This is a genomic window from Azospirillum canadense, assembly GCF_025961225.1.
Lineage (GTDB): Bacteria > Pseudomonadota > Alphaproteobacteria > Azospirillales > Azospirillaceae > Azospirillum > Azospirillum canadense.
The window spans coordinates 1-19,721 of sequence record NZ_JAOQNG010000009.1 but is presented as its reverse complement, the minus strand read 5'-3'; the positions used below and the strand labels follow the sequence as shown (position 1 = coordinate 19,721).

The window sequence follows — 19,721 nt, the reverse complement described above, 5'->3', positions numbered from 1 at the left end:
AGAAGGCGACGGCGCGTGGCGCGCCGTCGAACCGTGGCTTCAGCGCATGACAAAGGGGTCGGCGACTGCAGCCCCGGAGACGTCGATGAAAATCCCCTTCGTCTGGGTGTAGTCCTGGATCGCGTGGATGCCGCCCTCCCGGCCATATCCGCTCGACGCGAAGCCCCCGAACGGCACCATGTACGAGGTGACGCGGTAGGTGTTGACCCAGAACCGGCCGGCCGGAATGGCCCGCGCCGTGCGGTAGGCCTTGGCGAAGTCGCGCGTGAACACGCCCCCGGCGAAGGCGAATTCGGAGTCCCGCGCGAGCGTGATCGCCTGGTCTTCGGTGGAGAAGCGCAGCACACTGAGCACCGGCCCGAACAGTTCGTTTCGGACGACCGGGTAATCTTGCCCGTCGCACTCAACGATGGTCGGCTCGAAATACCAGCCCTGGGTCCGCCCTGCCCGGCCGCCGCCGACGGCGACACGGGCGCCGGCGGCCTGCGATTCCGCGAGCAAGCGCTCGATCCGGTCGCGTTGCCGCCGCGTCGCGAGCGGCCCCATGTGCACGTCCTCGCCCATCGGGTCGCCGACCACAATCTCCTTCGCCCGCGCGACGAGCCGGGCCATCACCTCGTCGTAGACCGCGTCCTGGAGCAGAAGCCGCGAGCCGGCCGCGCAACTCTGTCCGCTCGCGGCGAAGATGGCCGAGGTGACGCCGTTCACCACGCTGTCCAGGTCGGCGTCGTCGTAGACCACGACCGGCGACTTGCCGCCGAGTTCGAGGGACATCATGGCGATGTTCGCCGCCGTTGCCGGGATGATCTTGCGGGCGGTCTCGACACCGCCGGTAAAGCTCACGCGCCGCACCCGGGGGTGTGAAATCAGGGTCTGGCCGCAGGGGTCGGCCGCCCCCGTCACCACGTTGAACACACCGGCGGGGAGTCCAGCTTTCGCCATGACCCCAGCGAAGGCCGTCACCGCCGCCGACGCCTCTTCCGACGGCTTGACGACGATGGTGTTGCCGGCGGCCAGAGCCGGGGCGATCTTGAACGCGGCGAGGTGAAGCTGCGAGTTCCAGGGCACGATGGCCGCCACAACGCCGAGCGGCTCCCGCACGATCAGAGACAGCGGTCCGTTCGGGCCGGTGGAGGGGATTTGGCCCTCCACCTTGTCGGCGAGACCGGCATAATACTCGTAGATCTGGACGAGATTTTTGGTCTGCCAGCGGGTTTCCCGCAGGAGCTTGCCGGTGTCCGTCGTCTCCGCGATCGCCAAGGCCTCGCCCGCGGACTCGATCTCACGCGCGATTCGCTGCAGCACCTGACCGCGTTCCGTCGCGCTCATGCGCGACCAGGGGCCCTCCCGGAAGGCACGATCCGCGGCCATCACCGCGCGGTTCACGTCGGCGGCGGTCGCCTCGGGGAAGGTCGCCCACACCTCCTCCGTTGCCGGATTCACGGAGTCGAACCGCTTGCCGTCGCTCGCCTCGCACCATTCGCCATCGATGTACATTTGATAGTCTATGGTCATCATCGTCGTCTCGTGCCGTGTCCGGTCGGTTTCGGGGAGGGTCGGCCCGGCGCGCTCCAATGCCCGAGGCACCGGGAGGAGGGCCGACCGTCGGCAGGCGGCGGTCAAGGCGCCGCCAGGAGGGTCACTTGGCGCTCTTCCACATGGAGCGGAAGCGGGGGATCAGGTCGGGCATCGGCGTGAACCCATGCGCGACCTTACGAATGGCGCTGAATTCGCTGCTGAAGCCGATCGGAACGTACGGAAGGTCGGCCGAAATCTGGCGCTGAATCTTGTTGTACAGCGACTTGCGCAGTTCAGCGTCCGTCGTGACGCGGGCCTCCTGAATCCAGGTGTCGACGTCAGCGTTTTTGTACCCCGTCGAGTTCGCCGCACCGTTGCTGGCGAACAGATATTGAATGAGGCCGTCCGGATCGGCGCGCTGGGTCCAGCGCATGGGCGTGAACTTGATCTCGCCGGCGACCGTCTTGGCGTAATATTCGCTCTGGGGAACCGGCGCGAGCTGGATTTTGAGGCCGACCGCGTCGAGATCTTCCTTGATCAACTCGGCGAGCCGACGCAGCGGATCCCCGCTCGGAGCGGCAAGGGTCAGCGTCGTGTTCGGCGCAATTCCGCTCTCGGCGAGCAGCGCGCGCGCCTTCGCCGGGTCGTAGCTGTAATGGACGAGGTCTGTGGGGGTCCACCACAGGCCGTTGGGCGTGACCCCGTCCGAAATCTGCCCCTTCCCGGCCCACACAATCGCGTTGATGCGATCGCGGTTGAGCGCATGGGCAACCGCCTGCCGGAACTTCTCGTTGCTGTAGGGCGCCGTGTCCCACCGCCACTGCAGCGAATACCAATTGCCGCCCGTCGCAGCGACCAGCGCGGTGTCGGGGTTGGCCGCGGCGAGGCGGGTGTCGAGCGGGGAGATCTGGCCGACGTAATCGAGTTCACCAATCGCGATGCGCTGAACGCCGACCACGTTCGACGGGATATCGTTGAACGTCACGCCGTCGAGGTGGGGCATGCCCGGCTGCCAGAAGCCCTCGTTGCGCACGAGCGTGATGTGGTTGCCGCGCACCCAGTCCTTGAACTTGAACGGACCGGTGCCGACCGGGTGGGACCCCAGGTCCTTGCCCCAGGTCTTCGCCGCCGTCGGTGAGACCATGAGGCCGGCCCGGTCAGCCAGTTGCGCGAGCAGCGGCGGGTAGGGCTGGGTGAGGTTGATGGCGACGGTGTGCTCGTCGACGACATCAACGGAGGTCACCACCGAGGCAAGCTGGCTGCGCTGGCTGGAATTCGCCGCCGGATCCAGGCGGACGTCGAAGTTCCACTTCACCGCCGCCGCATCGAACGGCGTTCCGTCGTGAAAGCTGACGCCCTTGCGCAGATGCAGGACGATCCGCTTCTCCCCATTCTCGAAGGTCCAACTCTCGGCCAAGCCCGGCTTCAGGGAGAAGTCTGGAGCGAGGTCGACCAGGGAATCGAACATCAGGAACAGGATCGGCCGTTCCGTCCACTGCTGCGAGACGATCGGATCCAAGGTCTTGGTGTCACTGAGGTAACCGACGTTCAGCGTCCCCCCCTGAACCGGTTGGGCATCGTCGGCAGCACGGGCGCCGGACGCAAACACGGTTCCGAAGACCAAGGCCGCGGCGACCGCCGCCATTCCTTTTTTCAGCATGCTGCTCTCCCTCTCGTGTGAGTGGCGTTTCGTTCGTCATGTGATCGCGACGGCAGCGGCCCGGTCGGGCCATGGGGAGCACGGATCAGAAGCCCTGTGCAGCGTGCCAAAGAGGCGGCTGTGCCTCGGCCTGACGCCGGGTGGGATGCGCGCGTTACGGCGTGGCGTGCGGTTTTCCGGTCTGATCGACCCCCATCGCCTTCATGTCCTGAAAGCGGTCGCCAATGCGGTGGTGGGGACGCCCGCCGTCCGCGGCGCCGAGCGCGACCACGATCTCATCGGCCGTCGGGGCATCGGAAATGGCAAATTCGATCGAAAGGAAGTGCGACCGCGTCCCCTTGCGCTCTTCGCGCTTGTGCGTCAGCGGGAACGCGATGGGCACGCCGGCGCCGGACCGCTTGTTGACGAAGGGCAGAAAGGCGTTGCCCTCGGCGCCGATGCGGAACGCGTTTCCAAAATGCAGCGTGTGAATCAGCCCCGCGGCGTGCTCGATCTCGCCGTTCGTGCCAACCACCGCGGCTTTGCCGTAGGCTTCAATGCGCTCCGCCCCGCCCATCAGGGCGACCAGGCGCGGCACCAGGGCCTCTGCCAGAATGGGGGCATGTGCCAGGATGGCCGGCGCCAGATCGTCGACGAACCCCTGCCCCGCCCAGGGATTGCGGATCACAGCCGCACAGGCCGCCATGCGAAGCGGTCGCGGCGCGGCGCGGCCGCCTTCCATCAGGACGTCCTCGACGTGGTCGACGACCTTGCGGATCACGATGTCGGTCATGACCGTTCACGCTCCGCGTCCAACTCGGCCAGAACACGGTTGGCGATGCGGTGGCATTCGACGCCAACCGGAACGCCACAGTAAATGGTGATTTGGGTGATGAGAGCGCGCAGTTCCTCCTGCGTGACGCCGTTGCGCAGCGCCCCGCGGAAGTGCAGCTCCCATTCGTGCATCCGGTTCAGCGCCGCGATCATGGTCACGTTGACCATGCTGCGTGTCTTCGCCGGCAATGTCGGGTCACCCCAGGCCGCACCCCAGCAATATTCTGTGATGAACGACTGAAAGTCTTTCGAGAATTCGGTGGCGTTCGTCATCGCCCGCTCGACATAGTCCGGGCCAAGCGTGGCTTTGCGCTTCTCAAGTCCGCGCTCGAAGAGAGCGTTGTCCATGGGTTGTTCGATCCTTACGTGGAATGGCGGTTCAGGAATTCGCTGACGTGGCTGGCGACGAGGTCCGGGGCCTCGGCGAGCACGCTGTGCTTGAGCCCGGGCAGAATGCGAAGCTCGGCGTTCGGAATCCGCGCCTTCATGGTCTCGGCCATGCGGACGTTCGATCCCTGATCGAACTCGCCGGTCATCACCAGGGTCTCATGCGGAATCAGGTGGAGGCTGTCGACCAGCTCGGTCTGACCGAACACGCGATACGCCTCCAGATAGGACGGCACGTGCACCGCCTTTAGCTCGGCGATCCGGTTGGCGATCACGTCGGGGTGTGTGCGCGCGAACGCCTCGGTGAACCAGCGGTCGGTGGCGGCGCCGACGATGGCCTCCATGCCGCCCTCGCGGATCGCGTTCAGCCGCGCAAGCACGCGTTCCCGTTCCTCCGGCGTCCGGGCGGCGACCGCCGAGAGGATGACGACGCGGTCGAAACGCTCTGGCCATCCCTGGGCGAGCCGCTGCGCGATGAGCCCGCCCAGAGAGAAGCCAACAAGGTGGGCTCGCGACACCCCGGCGTCGTCCATGACCTTCAGGACATCCATGGCAAAGTCGTCGATGGCCAGGGCGCCGTCGATGCGAGCGGAGCCGCCGTGGCCGCGGAGATCGAGGCGGATGACATCGAACTCCCCGCCGAGTGTGGCGCACACCCCGTCCCAACTCTCGAGATTGGCGCCGACTCCGTGGATGAGCATCAGGGGCTGCCCCCGTCCGCTGCGTTCGTACCGAATGCTGCCGTCGCGTGTGGTGGGCATTTGGACTCCGAGCCATCGTTTGGTCTGGCGTTTTGTCTTGTATGACGGTATACCGGCGTACAGTCCGACAGTCAACCGGCCAAATTGATGGCGTGGCGCTCGGGTCGGGACGGCCACCGAGGGCGGGAACGAACAGGAGTGACGGAAAAGTGATTGGGACGATCTCATGGACGATGGCGGACACGCCGACGCTCCGCGACAGGACCGTGGAAGTGCTGCGCGATGCGATTCTGACCCAGCACTTCAAACCGGGGGAGAAGCTGGCCGAAAGAGTGCTGGCCGACGAGACGGGCGTCAGCCGGACCAGCATTCGCGAAGCGCTGAGCCAACTGCAGGCCGAGGGGCTGGTGCAGCGCGTGCCGGGCAAAGGCATGTTTGTCACGCGTGTCACCGCGGAAGAGGCGCAGCAAATCTATGAGGTGCGCGCGATCATCGAAGCCGCGACCGCGCGGCTTTTTGTGGCGCGCGCCAGCGACGCGGACATCGATGCGCTCGAGGTCGCGGTCAACGCCGCCGAGGCCGTGAACGAGCCCACCAGCGCGCTGCTCCATGCCCAGCGGCTCGATGCCGTGTCGGACATCGTCATGTCGGGGGCCGGCAATGACGTTGCCCGCCAGATGGTCGCCGTCCTGCGCGCACGGGTCACCTACCTGCGCACCATCACCGCGCGCTCGGCCTCGCGCGAACGCCGCGGCGAGACCATGGCGATGCTGCACCGGATCGTGGACGCCTATCGGCGGCGCGATGCCGATTTGGCCGAACAGCTCACCCGGGCCTACATCGAACGTTCCGCCAAATTCGCCCAGGACGTGCTTCACGAGGCGTGACCGCACCGGCGCGAGCGCAGACCATGCCAACACAGGAGTTCTCATGCGATACGTGAAATTCGGCCGCAGCAATCTGAAAGTGTCCCAGCTGTGCCTCGGCGCGATGGGGTTCGGGTCCAGCGAGTGGCGCCGTTGGGTCCTCGACGCGCGCGCAGCGCACAAGATTGTCGGCCGTGCGCTTGACCTCGGGATCAACTTCTTCGACACGTGCGACTTTTATTCCGCCGGCGAGAGCGAACGGATCCTGGGCGAGGTCCTTCTGCGCCGCGTTCCGCGCGACAGCGTCGTGGTGGCGACGAAGGCGGGCAACCCGATGGCGTCGCATTGCAACGGCCGAGGCTTCTCCCGCAAGCACCTGTTCGACGCGGTCGATGCCTCGCTCCGCCGGCTCGGCACGGACCACGTCGATCTCTTCCAGACGCACATCTGGGATCCCGCAACGGACCTCGACGAGCTCGTCGATGCCTTCGCCGACATCGTTCGCTCCGGCAAGGCGCTCTACGTCGGCGCGGCAACGATGCCGGCTTGGTCCATGGCGCTCGCGCTCTCCAAGGCCGCGGTCAAGCACCTGCCACGGTTCGTTTCGATGCAGTGTGAATACAATCCCGCCCATCGCGAATGCGAACGCGAGCTGCTGCCGCTCTGCCGGCACGAAGGCCTCGCCCTGATCCCCTTCAGCCCGATGGCCCGGGGCTTCCTCGCCGCGGACCGCCGCGATCCGGCGAACACCACCGTCCGGACGCAAAGCGACGACTACACGACCAAGCACTATCACCGTCCGGCCGATTTCACCGTGTTCGAGGCCGTCGCGACGGTTGCCGAACGGCACGGCCGGACCGCGGCCCAGATTTCCCTTGCCTGGACCCTCGCTCAGCCGGGAATCACGTCGCCGATTTTCGGCGCCACGTCGGAGGAGCACGTCGACGCGGCCGTCGCGGCGCTCGGCATCGAGCTTGCGCCCGACGACATCGCGCTCATCGCTGGAGCGTACGCCCCTCGTCCGCTGACGGGTGGTGGCCATTGACAGGACGACCGACGATGCTCGAATGGGATCAGACGATCGGCGGCTATCGCACCCGCCTCACGGAATCCGGAGCCGGGGCGCCGGTCCTGCTGATCCACGGATCGAGCATCGCCGTCGATGCCCGGCTGACGTGGTTCCGGCTCGTTCCTGAATTGGAGAAGCGAGCACGGGTGATCACCTACGATCAGCCGGGCTTCGGTCGCAGCGACGTGCCCGGCTACCTCGACCGACGCGCACGCGCCGCTCATGCCCGCGCCCTCGTCGAGGCACTCGACCTGCACGATGTCACGGTGGTCGGGCATTCCGAGGGTGGCTACGTGGCCAGCCGGCTCGCGATCGACTGTCCGGACCGCATCCGTGGCCTCGTCATCGTGACGAGCGGTGGCACCGCCCCGTCCCTGGGCGGCCAGCGCGACGCGGCATGGATCGCGGCGTCGGAACGCGCTTACGATTATCGGACGCGGGCGGTGGATGAAGACACCTTCGTACGCACGGAAGGGCACTTGCGCCACGGCACGGATCCCGCGTTCGAAGCGGTCCTCCGCGAGAACTTCCGGGTGGCGCAGGCGTCCGGCAACAGGGAGGCCTTCCTGTCGCGCGCGCGGGCGATGTCCGGCTACACGGGATACACCGCGATCCAGGAAGCCACCCTTCTGCCGTTCCTTCCCTCGCTGGCCCTGCCGAGCCTGTTGATCTGGGGATCACGCGACGAAACCGTCCCGGTGGCACGAGGGCAGGCGCTGCAGGCGTTGATCCCCGGTGCCGATTTCCACGCGCTCGATGCCGGCCACTGGGTCATGCATGAGCAACCGACCGAGTTCGCGTCCCTTCTGATCGACTTCCTGGAACGGAACAGTCCGCGCTGACGGGCGGCGTCCCGGCTTTCCCCTTTCCTCTGCCGTCGGACGCCGGCAGCATCAATCGAGGCGCGCCAGGGCGCTTTCGGTCGCCTGTTCGACGTGATGGCGGCTCAACTCTTCCGCACGCTTGGCATCACGCGCCAGCAGGCACTCCACGAGCGCGCGGAGTTCCTGGAGCGATGCCTCGCGCCGCCCCGTGGAGGCGAGGGACATCACGCGCAGTTGCGAAACACGGATGTGAATGCTGCGCAGCATCCGTTCGGCGATGACACTGTCCGCCCCGGCCATCAGCACGTCATAAAGCCGGGACTTGGCGATGATCATGTCGCGGGGCACACCAGCCTCATAGGCGGCAACCACCCCCTCGAACGCATTTTGGCACTCCTGCAGGTCTTCCGGCGTGGCCTTTTCGCAGAAGAGACGGCAGATGAGCGCTTCCAGGGCCGCGCGGACTTCGAAAATGGCGCGGGCTTCCTTTTTGGTCAGCGTCGCGACGATCAGTCCGCGATTCGGCAGATTGGTGATGAGCCCCTCGTTTTCCAACTCGCGGAGCGCTTCGCGCAACGAGGTTCTCGAGCACCCGATGCGTTCGCACAGCACGCGCTCGACCAGCCGCTCACCCGCGTCGAACTCGCCAAGCGCAATGGCGTTTCGAAGTGTGTCCGCGATCTGCTTCCGCAGCGTCGGAGCAACGCTCACCTTCAGACTATCGCCGTTCTTCACACATTCCTCCTAGCGCGGCCGCCTTGGGTCACCGCGATGCGCCGCGTCATATAGTCGTACTGTGTTACAAAGTAAACGAACGCGATGCGGGCCGAGGAATCACCGAATGAGACCGATTGCCGCACCTCGGTTGTGAAGCGTTGCGGACGGTGCTGGTTTCGGCCACGTCGGCCCGATCCCTGGAGCGGCTCCAATCAGCAAACGCTTGCACCGCTCCGCGCAACGCGCGTTTCCGGCATCCTGCCGGGCGAACTGACGGATCGGCTGGAGCGGTGCTGTCAACTTCACGGTCGGCTGACGAACCGAGGGCCTGAACAACCTGCTTGCTGAAAGATTCAGGCGGTCCGGGCGAGGCCGGTCACCTCGCGCCAGGTGGTGAAGGCGCGAGTGCGGGCGGCACGGTATTCGGTGGCGAAGAGGCGATGGCGACGCAGTTGGAAGTGGTTGTGGATCGAGCTGTGGGTGGCGAGAAACCGTTGGGCATGTCGGGGGGACTGTCAGGAATTTTGTGTGCGGGCGGGCATAGTGAGGAAAAAGGAGACCTCCGATGGCCCGACGCAAACCGCCCGCTATTCCTGACGCGCTGCTCGACCAGCTGTTGGCCGGCGCCGATCCGAAGAGCGCGTTCGATCCGAACGGCCTGCTGGACAGCCTGAAGAAGGCGCTCGCCGAGCGCGCGCTGAACGCCGAGATGGACCATCACCTGTCCGGCGAGGGAGGCGCCGGCAATGGCCGGAACGGCTACAGCCGCAAGACGGTGCTGACCGAGACCGGCAAGATCGAGCTGGACATTCCGCGCGACCGGCAGGCGAGCTTCGATCCGCAGCTCATCGCCAAGTACCAGCGCCGCTTCCCCGGCTTTGACGACAAGATCATCTCGATGTACGCGCGCGGCATGAGCGCGCGCGAGATCGTCGGGCATCTGCGGGAGCTGTACGGGGTGGAGGTGTCGCCCGACCTGATCAGCGCGGTGACCGACGCCGTGCTGGAGGAGGTTGCCACTTGGCAGGCCCGGCCGCTGGAGCCGGTCTACCCCCTGGTCTTTTTCGACGCCCTGCGCGTCAAGATCCGCGACGAGGGCTTGGTGCGCAACAAGGCCGTCCACATCGCGCTGGGCGTGCGCGCCGACGGCACCAAGGAGGTGCTCGGCCTCTGGCTGGAACAGAACGAGGGGGCCAAGTTCTGGCTGCGCGTTCTGAATGAGCTGAAGAACCGCGGCGTTGAGGACATCCTGATCGCCGTCGTTGATGGGCTGAAGGGCTTTCCGGACGCCATTCAGGCGGTGTTCCCCGAGACCACGGTCCAGACCTGCATCGTTCATCTGCTTCGCACCAGCTTGGACTTCGTCTCCTGGAAGGACCGCAAAGCGGTGGCGGCGGCATTGAAGGACATCTACCGAGCCGTGGACGCCGACGCCGGCGCGGCCGCCCTGGCGGCCTTCGAGGACAGCGCCTGGGGCCGCAAGTATCCGGCCATCGGCCAGAGCTGGCGCCGGGCCTGGACCGAGGTGGTGCCGTTCTACGCCTTCCCCGGCGAGGTCCGGCGCCTTCTCTACACCACGGATGAGATTGACAAGTTCCGATGTGACCTGATCTGCCGACAGCGTTTTTCACCCGTGACCGTGGTACAGGCCCTCGCAAGCATCGGCTCGCTCCCCGGCATTCGGGACATGAATGCCCCTCTGCGCGGCGCGGTGCCGCGGTCAAGCCCCGCAGCCGCGCAGCGGTGCGCCTTCGGCGCAGGGCTTGACGGCAAGCCGTGCCGCGCGACCCTTTCTTCGTCCCGAAGGCGGGCTGATCTTGCACTCAGTTCGCCGGTGGCATCGGTGGCGGTCCGCCGTCACGGCTCTCCCGCGGGTGCGGCTTGCGTTGGCGCCGACGCTGCTTTAGCAGGACGCGGAAAAAGGCTTTGCCCGGCCGGGCGGTCGTGATTCCCTCCGGTCGTGGAGAAAGCGGCCGGCGAGGGGACGATGCGGGGTTCGGACGAACGCAGCGAGGGTCTGTTCAGCTACGTAAGTTGCGAGGCGCGGGTTCCGGCCACCCACCCGCTGCGAGCGATCCGGGCCATCGTGGATGAAGCGCTGGAGGTGATGTCGCCAGCCTTCGAGGGTCTGTACTCGAAGATCGGACGGCCTTCGATCCCGCCGGAGAAGCTGCTGCGTGCGCTGCTGCTCCAGGCCTTCTACTCGGTGCGTTCGGAACGCCAGTTGATGGAGCAGTTGGACTACAATCTGCTGTTCCGCTGGTTCGTCGGCCTGTCGATGGATGCCCCGGTGTGGGACGTGACGGTCTTCACCAAGAACCGTGAGCGTCTGCTGGCCGGCGATGTGGCGGCCAAGTTCCTGGCCACCGTGCTGGGCCAGCCGAAGGTCAAGGCGTTGTTGTCGGACGAGCACTTCTCGGTGGACGGCACGTTGATCGAAGCGTGGGCCTCGGTGAAGAGCTTCCGGCCCAAGGACGGCAGCGGCGAGCCGCCGGGCCCGGGGCGCAACGGTGAACGCGACTTCCATGGCGAGAAGCGGTCCAACGAAACGCACGCCTCGACCAGCGATCCCGAGGCGCGGCTGTACCGCAAGGGCCACGGGCAGCCGGCGAAACTGGCCTTCATGGGCCACGCGCTGATGGAGAACCGCCACGCCCTGGTGGTCGATGTCCGGCTCACCGCGGCCACCGGCTTGGCCGAACGCGAGGCGGCGGTCTCCATGGTCGAGGCCATTCCCGGATCGTGCCCCGAGGCGTGGTGTCTGAGGGGGCCTCTGTGCTCTTCGGCGGGTTGAGGCCGCCGGTCTACTCCGCTGCGATGGACAGCGGATCAGGGGTGTGAGGGTGGCACAGCTCGGCCAGGCTTTCCATGGTCATGTAGCGCCGGGCCACCGCCCATTCATCATGCTGCTCCAGCAGCAAGGCGCCGACGAGGCGCACAACCGCCCCTTCGCCAGGGAAGATGCCGACGACGTTGGTGCGCCGCTTGATCTCGCCATTCAGCCGCTCCAGAGGATTCGTGCTGTGCAATTTGGTGCGCAGGTCCTTGGGGTACTTCATGTAGGCCAGCACGTCGAACTCCGCCTCGTCCATCAGCGCCGCCAGCTTGGAAAAGCGCGGCCGCAGGCTGTCGGCCACCCGGCGCCACTGCTCATGCGCCGCCTCAGCGGTCTCCTGGGCAAAGGCGGTGCGAATGGTGGCCGCGACCATCGTCTGGTGCGCCTTGCCGACGCAGGCGAGGAGATTCCTCATGCAATGAACACGACAGCGTTGAAGTGTGGCGCCCAGCACCTTGGAAGCGGCGGCCTTCAGCCCGAGATGCGCATCGGCGATCACCAGCTTTACGCCGCGTAGGCCCCGGCGGGTGAGGGTGCGCAGGAAATCGGTCCAGAAGGTCTCGGCTTCCGACAGCCCGAGGCCGAGCCCCAGCACCTCGCGCCGGCCATCGCTGTTGACGCCGATGGCCAGTATGGCGGCGAGCGAGACGATGCGGCCGTCCTGGCGCACTTTCACGTAGGTCGCATCCAGCCACACAAAGGGCCAGTCGCCTTCCAGCGGCCGGTTCAGGAACGCCTGCACGCGCTCGTCGATGTCCTGGCACAGGCGGCTGACCTGGCTCTTGGAGATGCCGGTCATGCCCATCGCCTTGACTAGATCATCGACGTTGCGCGTCGAGATGCCCTGCACGTAGGCCTCCTGAATCACCGCGATTAGCGCCTTCTCCGCGGTGCGGCGCGGCTCCAGGAAGGCCGGGAAGTAGGAGCCGCGCCGCAGCTTGGGGATGCGCAGGTCGATGGCCCCGGCGCGCGTCTCCCAGGTCCGCTCCCGGTAGCCGTTGCGCTTGGTCTGGCGGTCCTCGCTGCGTTCGCCATACCCGGCGCCGCACAGGCTCTCCACCTCCAGCTCCATCAGGCGCTGGGCGGCGAAGCCGACCATCTCGCGCAGAAAGTCGGCATCGGCGCTCTTCCCAATCAGCTCCTGAAGAGCGATCCTGTCCTCGGTCATCGTGGTCTCCGTCTTGGTTGATGGTCGTTAAGCAACCTCAACTTAGCCGAAGAACACGGTGACCGCCGCTCCCGAACGGCCGGCCCGCCTGCGCCAGCTATGGGGGAGCGCTCCGGCGGGCCAGCCTCACGCCTCAGACACCACGCGGTGGGACGCGATCCATTCCCGGGCGCCACCGCATCACGGTGGCCGCCGACAAGGCCTATGACACCAAGGATTTCGTGGCGAACCTGCGCGAGTTGGGCGCCGCCCCGCATGTCGCGCAGAACACCAGCAACCGCCGCTCGGCGATCGACGGCCGGACCACCCGTCACCCCGGCTACGCCGTCAGCCTTCGGATCCGCAAGCGGATCGAAGAGGTGTTCGGTTGGATCAAAGCGGCCGGGCTGCGCAAGACCCGTCACCGAGGCACGGCTCGCGTCGGCTGGATGTTCACCCTGACCGCTGCCGCCTACAACCTGATCCGCCTGCCCAAGCTGCTGGCTGCAGCGTAATCGTGCCCGGAGTCCGCCTGAACGGCGGCTCCGGGAGCCTCGGAGCGAGGAAAAACGCTCCATCCCGACCAAAACGGGCGTTCAAAACGCCATCTTCAAGCCTCAGCAGAGGCGAAGGCGCTGCATCGGCCCGTTTTTCCGCATCCTGTTAGGGCGGCGTGGCTGCCAGTGGCTGACGAACGCCTCGTAAGCCTGCTGGGCCTGTTGCGCCATGACGATCTCATGATCGCGCAGGACCTTGATGTTGTAGGCGTAGGCCGCACCAGGCCGATTGCCTTTCTTCAGCGGCGCTCCCGCCTGCAATTCCATCGCGCGGGTCTTGTGGGCGACCAGAGCCGGCCGTGCCCACTGGTAATCCGTGCCCTTGGACAAGAGATGCCAGCAGAGCACCGCCAGCTTGCGAGCCACGGCGACGGCGGCGACTTGGTGGCCACGGCGGGCGCGAATGCGCAGGAAGAACGCCCGCAGCGGTCCCGGCGCCTTGGACGCCGCCCAGGCCGCCTCGACCAGCAGGGCGCGGGCGTGGGAGCGTCCCCGCTTGCTGATGCGGCCATATTGGGCGAGCCCAAGCCCGGACTGGTGAACCCGAGGATTGAGCCCGACGTAGCTCACCAGCTTCTGCGGGCTGTCGAAGCGATGGATATCACCAATCGCGGCAACCAGCCCGGCGGCGACGGTGAGGTTGACGCCGGAGATCGTCAGAAGCCGTCTGACCGCAGGATCATCACAGACGGATTGGGCAATCTCACGGTCGAGCCCCTGCAAGTCCTCGCCCAAGCGATCAAGTTCGCGCAGGTGGCGCTCAATGGCCGCCCGTTCGTCATCGGGAAGTGGTTGACGCGCCAGCCAGGCCCGCCCCCGGTGGCCGAACAGATCAGCGTGCGGGCATGGCGGGATCAGATGGGCGTGCAGGATCGCGTGGACCTCGTTCTTGATCCGGGTGCGGTGCCGGACCACTTGGTTGCGCCGCGTCACCAGACGGCGGCGCCGTTCGGTTTCGGCATCCGGCAGCCAGACCTCGGGCAGGAAATCGGCCGCCCGCAAAGACGCCAGCACGCCGGCGTCGATTTTGTCGGTCTTGACGTGGGCGTGGGCGATCGCCTTGACCTCCAGCGGGTTGGCAATGATCACGCGCGCCACGAAGGGCGAGAGAACGCGGACGACGGCCATGCTGTTGCCGGTCGCCTCGACGACGACCTCGTCCTCCGTGGTCAGCAGGCGGCCGAAGCCTTCCAGGCCCGAGCGGGTCATGTCGACCCGGCCGGCCGGTCGCAGCCGGCCGTCCTCCCAGAACACGACCTCGGCAAAGGTGCGATGGATGTCCATTCCGACGATGCGTCGCATGATGGCTCTCCCTCATGAACGGCGGGAGCGGCGGGCAACACGACAACTACGGATCCGCGCTCGCAGCGCAACCGGGTGGGTCGCAGGGGCGGCCAGCTACTAACACGAGCTCGCAGCTCATCGTATACATCGGCCTGCCCACCTTACGCGCTCCCGATGCCCCTTGTCCCGGATGGTCGCACCATACATCAGAGCCCAAGAGGCCCCAACCGGACGAGGGCGGCATCGGGCATCATCATACCAGTTACGAATTCCATTGAAGCGCTCAACTCGAAGCTGCGGCGGGCGGTGCGCGCCCGCGGCCACTTCCCGACCGACGAGGCGGTGTTGAAGCTGCTCTTCCTGGTCTTGAACCGCGCCGAAAAAGAGTGGACCATGCCGGCACGGGAGTGGTGCATGGCCAAGGCCCAGTTCGCCGTGCTCTTTGCCGAGCGGTTCGCCCGGGCCATGGCCTGATCATGTGCAAACCGCCCGCCCGCACACAAAATTCCTGACAGTCCCCATGTCGGGCGGATTTGAACCTCTTCATATGCCGCTCGCGCCGTCGGGTCGGTTGATGCGAGACTTCGCAGGCGTTGTTCAGGTATCGGCTTTGCCTGTGTGCGCCGTCGAGCTTCAGGTCCTTCTTCGCCGCCGCGTAGGACTTCAGCTTGTCGGTCACGAGGACACGCGGGGCGTAGCGCAACCCTTTCAGCAGTTTGCGGAAGAATCGTTTGGCCGCCTTCTTGTTGCGCCGGCTCTGGACGAGAATGTCGTGAACCACACCGTTCTGGTCGATGGCCCGCCACAGATAGTGCTGCTTGCCGCGGATACGGATGAATACCTCATCCAACAACCACTTATCGCCCGGCTGGTGCCGGCGGCGCCTGAGAGTGTTGGCGAAGTCACGCCCGAACCGGAGGCCCCATTCCCGGATGGTCTCGTAACTGACCTCGATACCGCGCGCCGCCAGGATCAGCTCGACCTCGCGCAGGCTCAGGCTGAAGCAATGGTACAACCATACGGCCTCGTTGATGATCACCGCCGGAAAGCGGAAGCCGCGGTACGGATTGATGGACGTGCTCATGTCCGCAACCTGCCATGCTGGACCGCCTACCGCCAACCTGACAACACCCCTGCTGTGGATCCACACCTTCGACACCGTCGAGGACCTGCGTCGCGCTCTGGTCGAGTTCGCCCGTCACGACAATGAAACCTGGCTCGTCGCCCGGCATGGACACCGCACCCCAGCCCAGGTGCGCGCCGACCAACTCGGGGTTGATGAGACGCCCATGGCCGAGCTACCCTTGGCCGCCTGAATAAGCCAAGCCGGGTGTCTCATTTCCGGGCCGCGGTACACACATTGATGTAGGGTAGCGGTGAACGGAAAACACAGGGGAGGAAACCTCATGAGCCGCGTCGTCTACGTGCTGAACGGCCCGAATCTCAATCTGCTGGGCAAGCGCGAGCCGCACATCTACGGCCACGAAACCCTAGCGGACGTGGAGGCCGATTGCCGCAAAGTCGGCCAGGACCTCGGACTGGAGATCCAGTTTCATCAAAGCAACCGCGAGTACGAAATCATCGACTGGATCCACGAGGCGCGCGAGGTGGCCAGCGGCATCGTCATCAACCCGGCGGCCTTCACCCACACCTCCGTCGCCATCCTGGACGCGCTGCATGCCTGCGCTTTTCCGATCCTCGAGGTGCACATTTCGAACATCCACAAGCGGGAGCCTTTCCGGCACCATTCCTACGTCTCGTCGGTGGCGTCTGGGGTTATCGCCGGCTTCGGCACACAGGGTTACGCGCTGGCACTCCAGCGGCTGGCGCGGCTGATCGGCAGCGTGCCGCAGGCCTGATTCCAAAGGGCCGAGGTTAGAGCTTTTTCGCAGTGTGCGAGCGAAACGGGGCTGGCGTGGCGGCGACTTCCGGATTGGCGTAGAAGCTCTATTCCGTTGAGACCCGCCGCCTCCCCGACCGATGCGGTTCAAACACCATGCTGTACACCGCCATTTCCCCCGCGTCAGACACTGCGTGACGAATCAGCCAGCGCCTGAAGCGAGGCTACGCCAGCGCGGCAGCTTGCCGATCTGGCGCAGCGAGGGTGTCATTCCGGCGTGACGTGCCGCCCCACGCAGCCCCCGCGGTGGGCAGCCGAGGAGATCGGGCCTGGCGATCAAAACGATGTTGAGACCTTCCCGCCGACCGAAGGCTGCCCGGCTCGCTGATGCCCCGGCTCCAACCGGACCTGCGGGCGCCGGAACCCGCGAAGGTCCAGCGCGGCGACCACACCATCCCGAACCCACGGGTCCGGTCTCAGGCCGCGGCGCCACGGTCGATGACCGCCGGTCCGGAGCCCCAGTTGGTGGACAATCGCGGCCGCGAACTTAGCAGGCCCGGCAAGTGGTTGGTGGAGAAACACAGGCCCAAGGTGGGCCGATCTCGGCGAAGGCACGCCGGTGTCGATACCAGCAGCGGCCAACTCGTTGCTGTGAAACTGACTCTCCCCGCCGTCAACGACGCCGCGTGGATGTCACCGCGCCAGCCGGCCTGCCTCGTCGTCACGCTCGTGTCGCGCTGTAAGGGCTATGCTCGCAGGTTTGCGCTTTTATGGGACATCGTTCCTGGCCGTCATTCTGTGTCGGCGCGCAGCGCAGTTCGGCGTGCCCTGCGGCTCGGTCGATCGTCGGAGCCCCCACGTTGTGGCGGGCTGTTCGGCGCCCGTTTAGTCGCCCTTCAGGTAGCGGACGACCGCATCACCGATCATTGCGCGATGTTTCCCGCGGATCTCCGGCGCCCCCAGGTCCTGACGGAAGATGGTGCCGAAGGAATGCTGGTTCGACACCCGGAAAAAACAGAAGGAACTGATCAGCATGTGCAGGTCAACAGGGTCTACGTCAACGCGGAACACGCCCTGTCGATGGCCTCGGGCGAGAATCTCTGCGATCGTGTCGATCACCGGCACATTGAGGTTTCGAATCGCCGAAGACTGCGCGATGTACTTGGCATGGTGGATGTTCTCAATGCTGACCAGGCGGATGAAGTCCGGATGGGCCTCCTCGTAGTCGAACGTGAACTCGACGAGACGGCGGATCGCCTGTTCCGGGTCGAGGTCCTCCAGCCGCAGGTCGCTCTCCACCGCACGGATGTCGCCATAGACCTTCTCGAGGACCGCGATGTAGAGGCCCTCCTTGCTGCCGAAGTAATAATAGATCATGCGCTTGGTGGTGCGCGTGCGCTCCGCGATGGCGTCGACCCGCGCACCGCTCAGGCCATGCGTGGCAAATTCTTCCGTCGCCACGGCCAGAATGTCCCGCCTTGTGCTCTCGGGATCGTTCTTCCGGGAAGCGGCCGCCTTATCGGTGCGCCCTTTGTCTTCCGCCATGCTCATCCGCGACCACCTTTCCTGCGCCTCGGCGGTAATGTAAACGAACCGGTTAGTCACCGCCAGCCCGGCGGGTGAACAACGGAATGCCGGGACCGCTTGCGCCGCCAACAGTCCAGCCCAGAACGAATCCGCGTTGACGTGGACGTACCAGTTAGTACATAGTCGAGCCAGCACAGCAGGAGGGCACCATTCACCGTGTCGCGGCCACGGGGCGCGATCCGCCGGCCTCCCGAAAAGCCGGCCCATCACAAGGAGGCCGCGGGAGCTGCGGCTCTCATAAAGCAGTGGCTCGGCCAGACCGGTAAGCCGGGGTGGTGAGCCAGAATGAGGGGAGGAGGACATGCAGGTCCTTGTGGACGCCTATTTCCGCGTGTTGAAGCTGCTGACCGTGCTGTGCCTGGCGGCCATGGTGGTCCTCGTGTTCGGCAATGTGGTGCTCCGCTACGCCTTCAACAGCGGCATCACCGTGTCCGAGGAGTTGTCGCGGTTCTTCTTCATCTGGATGACCTTCCTGGGCGCCGCCATCGGCCTGCGGGAGCATGCTCATCTCGGGGTTGACACGCTGGTCCGGCGGCTGCCCGCGGCGGGGAAGAAGAGCCTTCTGGTCATTGGCCACCTCCTGATGCTGTACATCACGTTCCTGATGCTGAAGGGAAGCTGGGTGCAGACCCTCATCAACCGCGATGTCCAAGCGCCGGCGACCGGCCTCTCGATGGGGCTGTTCTACGGCATCGGCGTCGTCTTCAGCCTCACGACCGGCGGCATCCTCCTGGTGGAGCTGTACCGGGTCCTGACCGGTCGGCTGACCGAGCATGAGTTGGTCATGGTCGTCGACTCCGAAGAGCAGGCGGAGTTCGACGACCTGCACAAGGATTTGGGCACCCCGGTGCCGCCGGCCGGCGCCGCCGCGGCCCCGGGCCACAAGAGCTGAGGAGGCCCTTATGACCATCGCCGTCTTTCTGGTGCCTCTGCTCGGGGCCATGGCCATCGGCATGCCCATCGCCTACGCGCTGCTGCTGTGCGGCGCGGCGCTGATGGTGCACCTCGACCTGTTCGACGCGCAGGTGATCGCGCAGAACGTCATCAACGGCGCCGACAGCTTCCCGCTGATGGCGGTGCCGTTCTTCATGCTGGCCGGCGAGATCATGAACACCGGCGGCCTGTCCCGGCGCATCGTGACCTTCGCCCTCACCCTGGTCGGGCACGTCAAGGGCGGGCTCGGCTACGTCGCCATTCTGGCGGCGACCATCCTCGCCAGCCTGTCCGGCTCCGCCGTGGCGGACGCGGCCGCCTTGGCCGCGCTGCTGGTGCCGATGATGGTGGCGGCCGGGCACGACAAGGCGCGCTCGGGCGGCCTGATCGCCGCGGCCGGCATCATCGCCCCGATCATTCCGCCCTCCATCGGCTTCATCATCTTCGGTGTCGCCGCCAACGTCTCCATCACCAAGCTGTTTCTGGCCGGCATCGTTCCGGGCGTCCTTCTGGCGCTCGGCCTGTGCGTCGCCTGGTGGTATGTGGTGCGGCAGGAGACCATCGCTCCGCCACCCCGGCGGCCGCTGAAAGAGATGGTGCGTGCGTTCTTCGACGCCTTCTGGGCGCTGGTGCTGCCGGGCATCATCATCTTCGGGCTGAAGCTCGGCGTCTTCACGCCGACCGAGGCGGCGGTGGTCGCCGCGGTTTACTCGCTGGTCGTCGCGCTTTTCGTGTACCGCGAGATGACCGTCGCCGACCTCTACGCCGTCTTCGCCACCGCGGCCAAGACGACGGCGGTGGTGATGTTCCTGGTCGCCGCGGCCATGGTGTCGTCTTGGCTCATCACGGTCGCCGACCTGCCCGGTGAGCTGACCGACCTGCTGGAGCCGCTGATGGGCAGCCCGATGCTGCTGATGTTCGCGATCATGGCGCTGGTCGTGGTCATCGGCACGGCCATGGACATGACGCCGACCATCCTGAT

General features: G+C 66.0%; 15 protein-coding genes and 6 pseudogenes. 11 read left to right on the top strand and 10 right to left on the bottom strand.

Features of this window, described 5'->3' with window-relative positions; translation table 11 throughout:
* Positions 1–39 precede the first annotated feature (39 nt).
* From M2351_RS34490 to M2351_RS34470, 5 genes are all read right to left on the bottom strand, one after another.
* Positions 40–1,518, bottom strand: coding sequence for an aldehyde dehydrogenase (locus M2351_RS34490; RefSeq protein ID WP_264660534.1), 1,479 nt, complete (start codon positions 1,516–1,518; stop codon positions 40–42).
* Between the two features lie 121 nt (positions 1,519–1,639).
* Positions 1,640–3,178, bottom strand: coding sequence for an ABC transporter substrate-binding protein (locus M2351_RS34485; protein ID WP_264660533.1), 1,539 nt, complete (start codon positions 3,176–3,178; stop codon positions 1,640–1,642).
* Between the two features lie 154 nt (positions 3,179–3,332).
* Entirely contained in the window at positions 3,333–3,950 is a 618-nt protein-coding gene (locus M2351_RS34480) for an amino acid synthesis family protein (RefSeq protein WP_264660532.1), read from the bottom strand.
* On the bottom strand, positions 3,947–4,339 hold the full coding sequence (locus tag M2351_RS34475; RefSeq protein ID WP_264660531.1) for a carboxymuconolactone decarboxylase family protein: 393 nt from the start codon (positions 4,337–4,339) through the stop codon (positions 3,947–3,949). The genes M2351_RS34480 and M2351_RS34475 overlap by 4 nt, the downstream gene beginning before the upstream one ends.
* A 14-nt stretch (positions 4,340–4,353) precedes the next feature.
* Positions 4,354–5,139, bottom strand: coding sequence for an alpha/beta fold hydrolase (locus M2351_RS34470; RefSeq protein WP_264660530.1), 786 nt, complete (start codon positions 5,137–5,139; stop codon positions 4,354–4,356).
* Positions 5,140–5,288: 149 nt separating this feature from the next.
* Between M2351_RS34470 and M2351_RS34465 the strand changes: the two genes are divergently transcribed.
* From M2351_RS34465 to M2351_RS34455, 3 genes are read left to right on the top strand one after another with little or no spacing between them, the layout of a single operon-like run.
* The gene (locus M2351_RS34465; protein WP_264660529.1) at positions 5,289–5,966 is read left to right on the top strand and encodes a GntR family transcriptional regulator; all 678 of its coding nucleotides are present in this window, start codon (positions 5,289–5,291) and stop codon (positions 5,964–5,966) included.
* Between the two features lie 43 nt (positions 5,967–6,009).
* Entirely contained in the window at positions 6,010–6,990 is a 981-nt protein-coding gene (locus M2351_RS34460) for an aldo/keto reductase (protein WP_264660528.1), read from the top strand.
* 14 nt (positions 6,991–7,004) lie between these two features.
* Positions 7,005–7,856 (top strand): alpha/beta fold hydrolase, encoded by an 852-nt coding sequence (locus M2351_RS34455; RefSeq protein WP_264660527.1) that lies wholly within the window; start codon positions 7,005–7,007, stop codon positions 7,854–7,856.
* A gap of 51 nt (positions 7,857–7,907) precedes the next feature.
* On the opposite strand, the gene M2351_RS34450 is transcribed toward M2351_RS34455, so the two are convergent.
* On the bottom strand, positions 7,908–8,573 hold the full coding sequence (locus tag M2351_RS34450) for a GntR family transcriptional regulator (RefSeq protein WP_264660526.1): 666 nt from the start codon (positions 8,571–8,573) through the stop codon (positions 7,908–7,910).
* A gap of 547 nt (positions 8,574–9,120) precedes the next feature.
* On the opposite strand from M2351_RS34450, the pseudogene M2351_RS34445 reads away from it, so the two are divergent.
* Positions 9,121–10,164 (top strand): annotated as a pseudogene (locus M2351_RS34445) (IS256 family transposase); the annotation flags it as partial.
* Between the two features lie 378 nt (positions 10,165–10,542).
* Positions 10,543–11,283 (top strand): annotated as a pseudogene (locus M2351_RS34440) (IS5-like element ISAzs10 family transposase); the annotation flags it as partial.
* A 76-nt stretch (positions 11,284–11,359) separates the two neighbouring features.
* On the opposite strand, the gene M2351_RS34435 reads toward M2351_RS34440, so the two are convergent.
* Entirely contained in the window at positions 11,360–12,559 is a 1,200-nt protein-coding gene (locus tag M2351_RS34435; RefSeq protein WP_264654291.1) for an IS256 family transposase, read from the bottom strand.
* Positions 12,560–12,726: 167 nt separating this feature from the next.
* Between M2351_RS34435 and M2351_RS34430 the strand changes: the two are divergent.
* Positions 12,727–13,053 (top strand): annotated as a pseudogene (locus tag M2351_RS34430) (transposase); the annotation flags it as partial.
* 102 nt (positions 13,054–13,155) lie between these two features.
* Here M2351_RS34430 and M2351_RS34425 read toward each other — a convergent pair.
* Positions 13,156–14,379, bottom strand: a complete 1,224-nt coding sequence (locus tag M2351_RS34425; RefSeq protein ID WP_264660736.1) for an IS110 family RNA-guided transposase — start codon at positions 14,377–14,379, stop codon at positions 13,156–13,158.
* 252 nt (positions 14,380–14,631) lie between these two features.
* On the opposite strand from M2351_RS34425, the pseudogene M2351_RS34420 reads away from it, so the two are divergent.
* Positions 14,632–14,853: pseudogene (locus M2351_RS34420) on the top strand (transposase); the annotation flags it as partial.
* Positions 14,854–14,911: 58 nt separating this feature from the next.
* Here the strand turns inward: M2351_RS34420 and M2351_RS34415 are convergent.
* Positions 14,912–15,463, bottom strand: a pseudogene (locus M2351_RS34415) (IS6 family transposase); the annotation flags it as partial.
* A 49-nt stretch (positions 15,464–15,512) separates the two neighbouring features.
* Between M2351_RS34415 and M2351_RS34410 the strand changes: the two are divergent.
* Together M2351_RS34410 and aroQ are read left to right on the top strand one after the other, a co-directional pair.
* A pseudogene (locus M2351_RS34410) lies at positions 15,513–15,695 on the top strand (hypothetical protein); the annotation flags it as partial.
* 90 nt (positions 15,696–15,785) lie between these two features.
* Entirely contained in the window at positions 15,786–16,238 is a 453-nt protein-coding gene (gene aroQ, locus M2351_RS34405; RefSeq protein ID WP_264660525.1) for a type II 3-dehydroquinate dehydratase, read from the top strand.
* Positions 16,239–17,104: 866 nt separating this feature from the next.
* On the opposite strand, the gene M2351_RS34400 is transcribed toward aroQ, so the two are convergent.
* Positions 17,105–17,770: a TetR family transcriptional regulator gene (locus M2351_RS34400; protein WP_264660524.1), complete on the bottom strand. Its 666-nt coding sequence runs from the start codon at positions 17,768–17,770 to the stop codon at positions 17,105–17,107.
* 337 nt (positions 17,771–18,107) lie between these two features.
* On the opposite strand from M2351_RS34400, the gene M2351_RS34395 reads away from it, so the two are divergent.
* Together M2351_RS34395 and M2351_RS34390 are read left to right on the top strand one after the other, a co-directional pair.
* Positions 18,108–18,698, top strand: coding sequence for a TRAP transporter small permease (locus M2351_RS34395; RefSeq protein WP_264660523.1), 591 nt, complete (start codon positions 18,108–18,110; stop codon positions 18,696–18,698).
* A 10-nt stretch (positions 18,699–18,708) separates the two neighbouring features.
* On the top strand, positions 18,709–19,721 hold a 1,013-nt coding region (locus M2351_RS34390; RefSeq protein ID WP_264660522.1), incomplete at its 3' end, for a TRAP transporter large permease subunit.

Coding starts and splice junctions, on each gene's coding strand:
- M2351_RS34470 (WP_264660530.1), bottom strand. CDS start 5,139: ATGCCCACCACACGCGACGGCAGCATTCGGTACGAACGCAGCGGACGG.
- M2351_RS34425 (WP_264660736.1), bottom strand. CDS start 14,379: ATGGACATCCATCGCACCTTTGCCGAGGTCGTGTTCTGGGAGGACGGC.
- M2351_RS34485 (WP_264660533.1), bottom strand. CDS start 3,178: ATGCTGAAAAAAGGAATGGCGGCGGTCGCCGCGGCCTTGGTCTTCGGA.
- M2351_RS34460 (WP_264660528.1), top strand. CDS start 6,010: ATGCGATACGTGAAATTCGGCCGCAGCAATCTGAAAGTGTCCCAGCTG.
- M2351_RS34490 (WP_264660534.1), bottom strand. CDS start 1,518: ATGATGACCATAGACTATCAAATGTACATCGATGGCGAATGGTGCGAG.
- M2351_RS34455 (WP_264660527.1), top strand. CDS start 7,005: ATGCTCGAATGGGATCAGACGATCGGCGGCTATCGCACCCGCCTCACG.
- M2351_RS34480 (WP_264660532.1), bottom strand. CDS start 3,950: ATGACCGACATCGTGATCCGCAAGGTCGTCGACCACGTCGAGGACGTC.
- M2351_RS34475 (WP_264660531.1), bottom strand. CDS start 4,339: ATGGACAACGCTCTCTTCGAGCGCGGACTTGAGAAGCGCAAAGCCACG.
- M2351_RS34435 (WP_264654291.1), bottom strand. CDS start 12,559: ATGACCGAGGACAGGATCGCTCTTCAGGAGCTGATTGGGAAGAGCGCC.
- M2351_RS34400 (WP_264660524.1), bottom strand. CDS start 17,770: ATGAGCATGGCGGAAGACAAAGGGCGCACCGATAAGGCGGCCGCTTCC.
- aroQ (WP_264660525.1), top strand. CDS start 15,786: ATGAGCCGCGTCGTCTACGTGCTGAACGGCCCGAATCTCAATCTGCTG.
- M2351_RS34395 (WP_264660523.1), top strand. CDS start 18,108: ATGCAGGTCCTTGTGGACGCCTATTTCCGCGTGTTGAAGCTGCTGACC.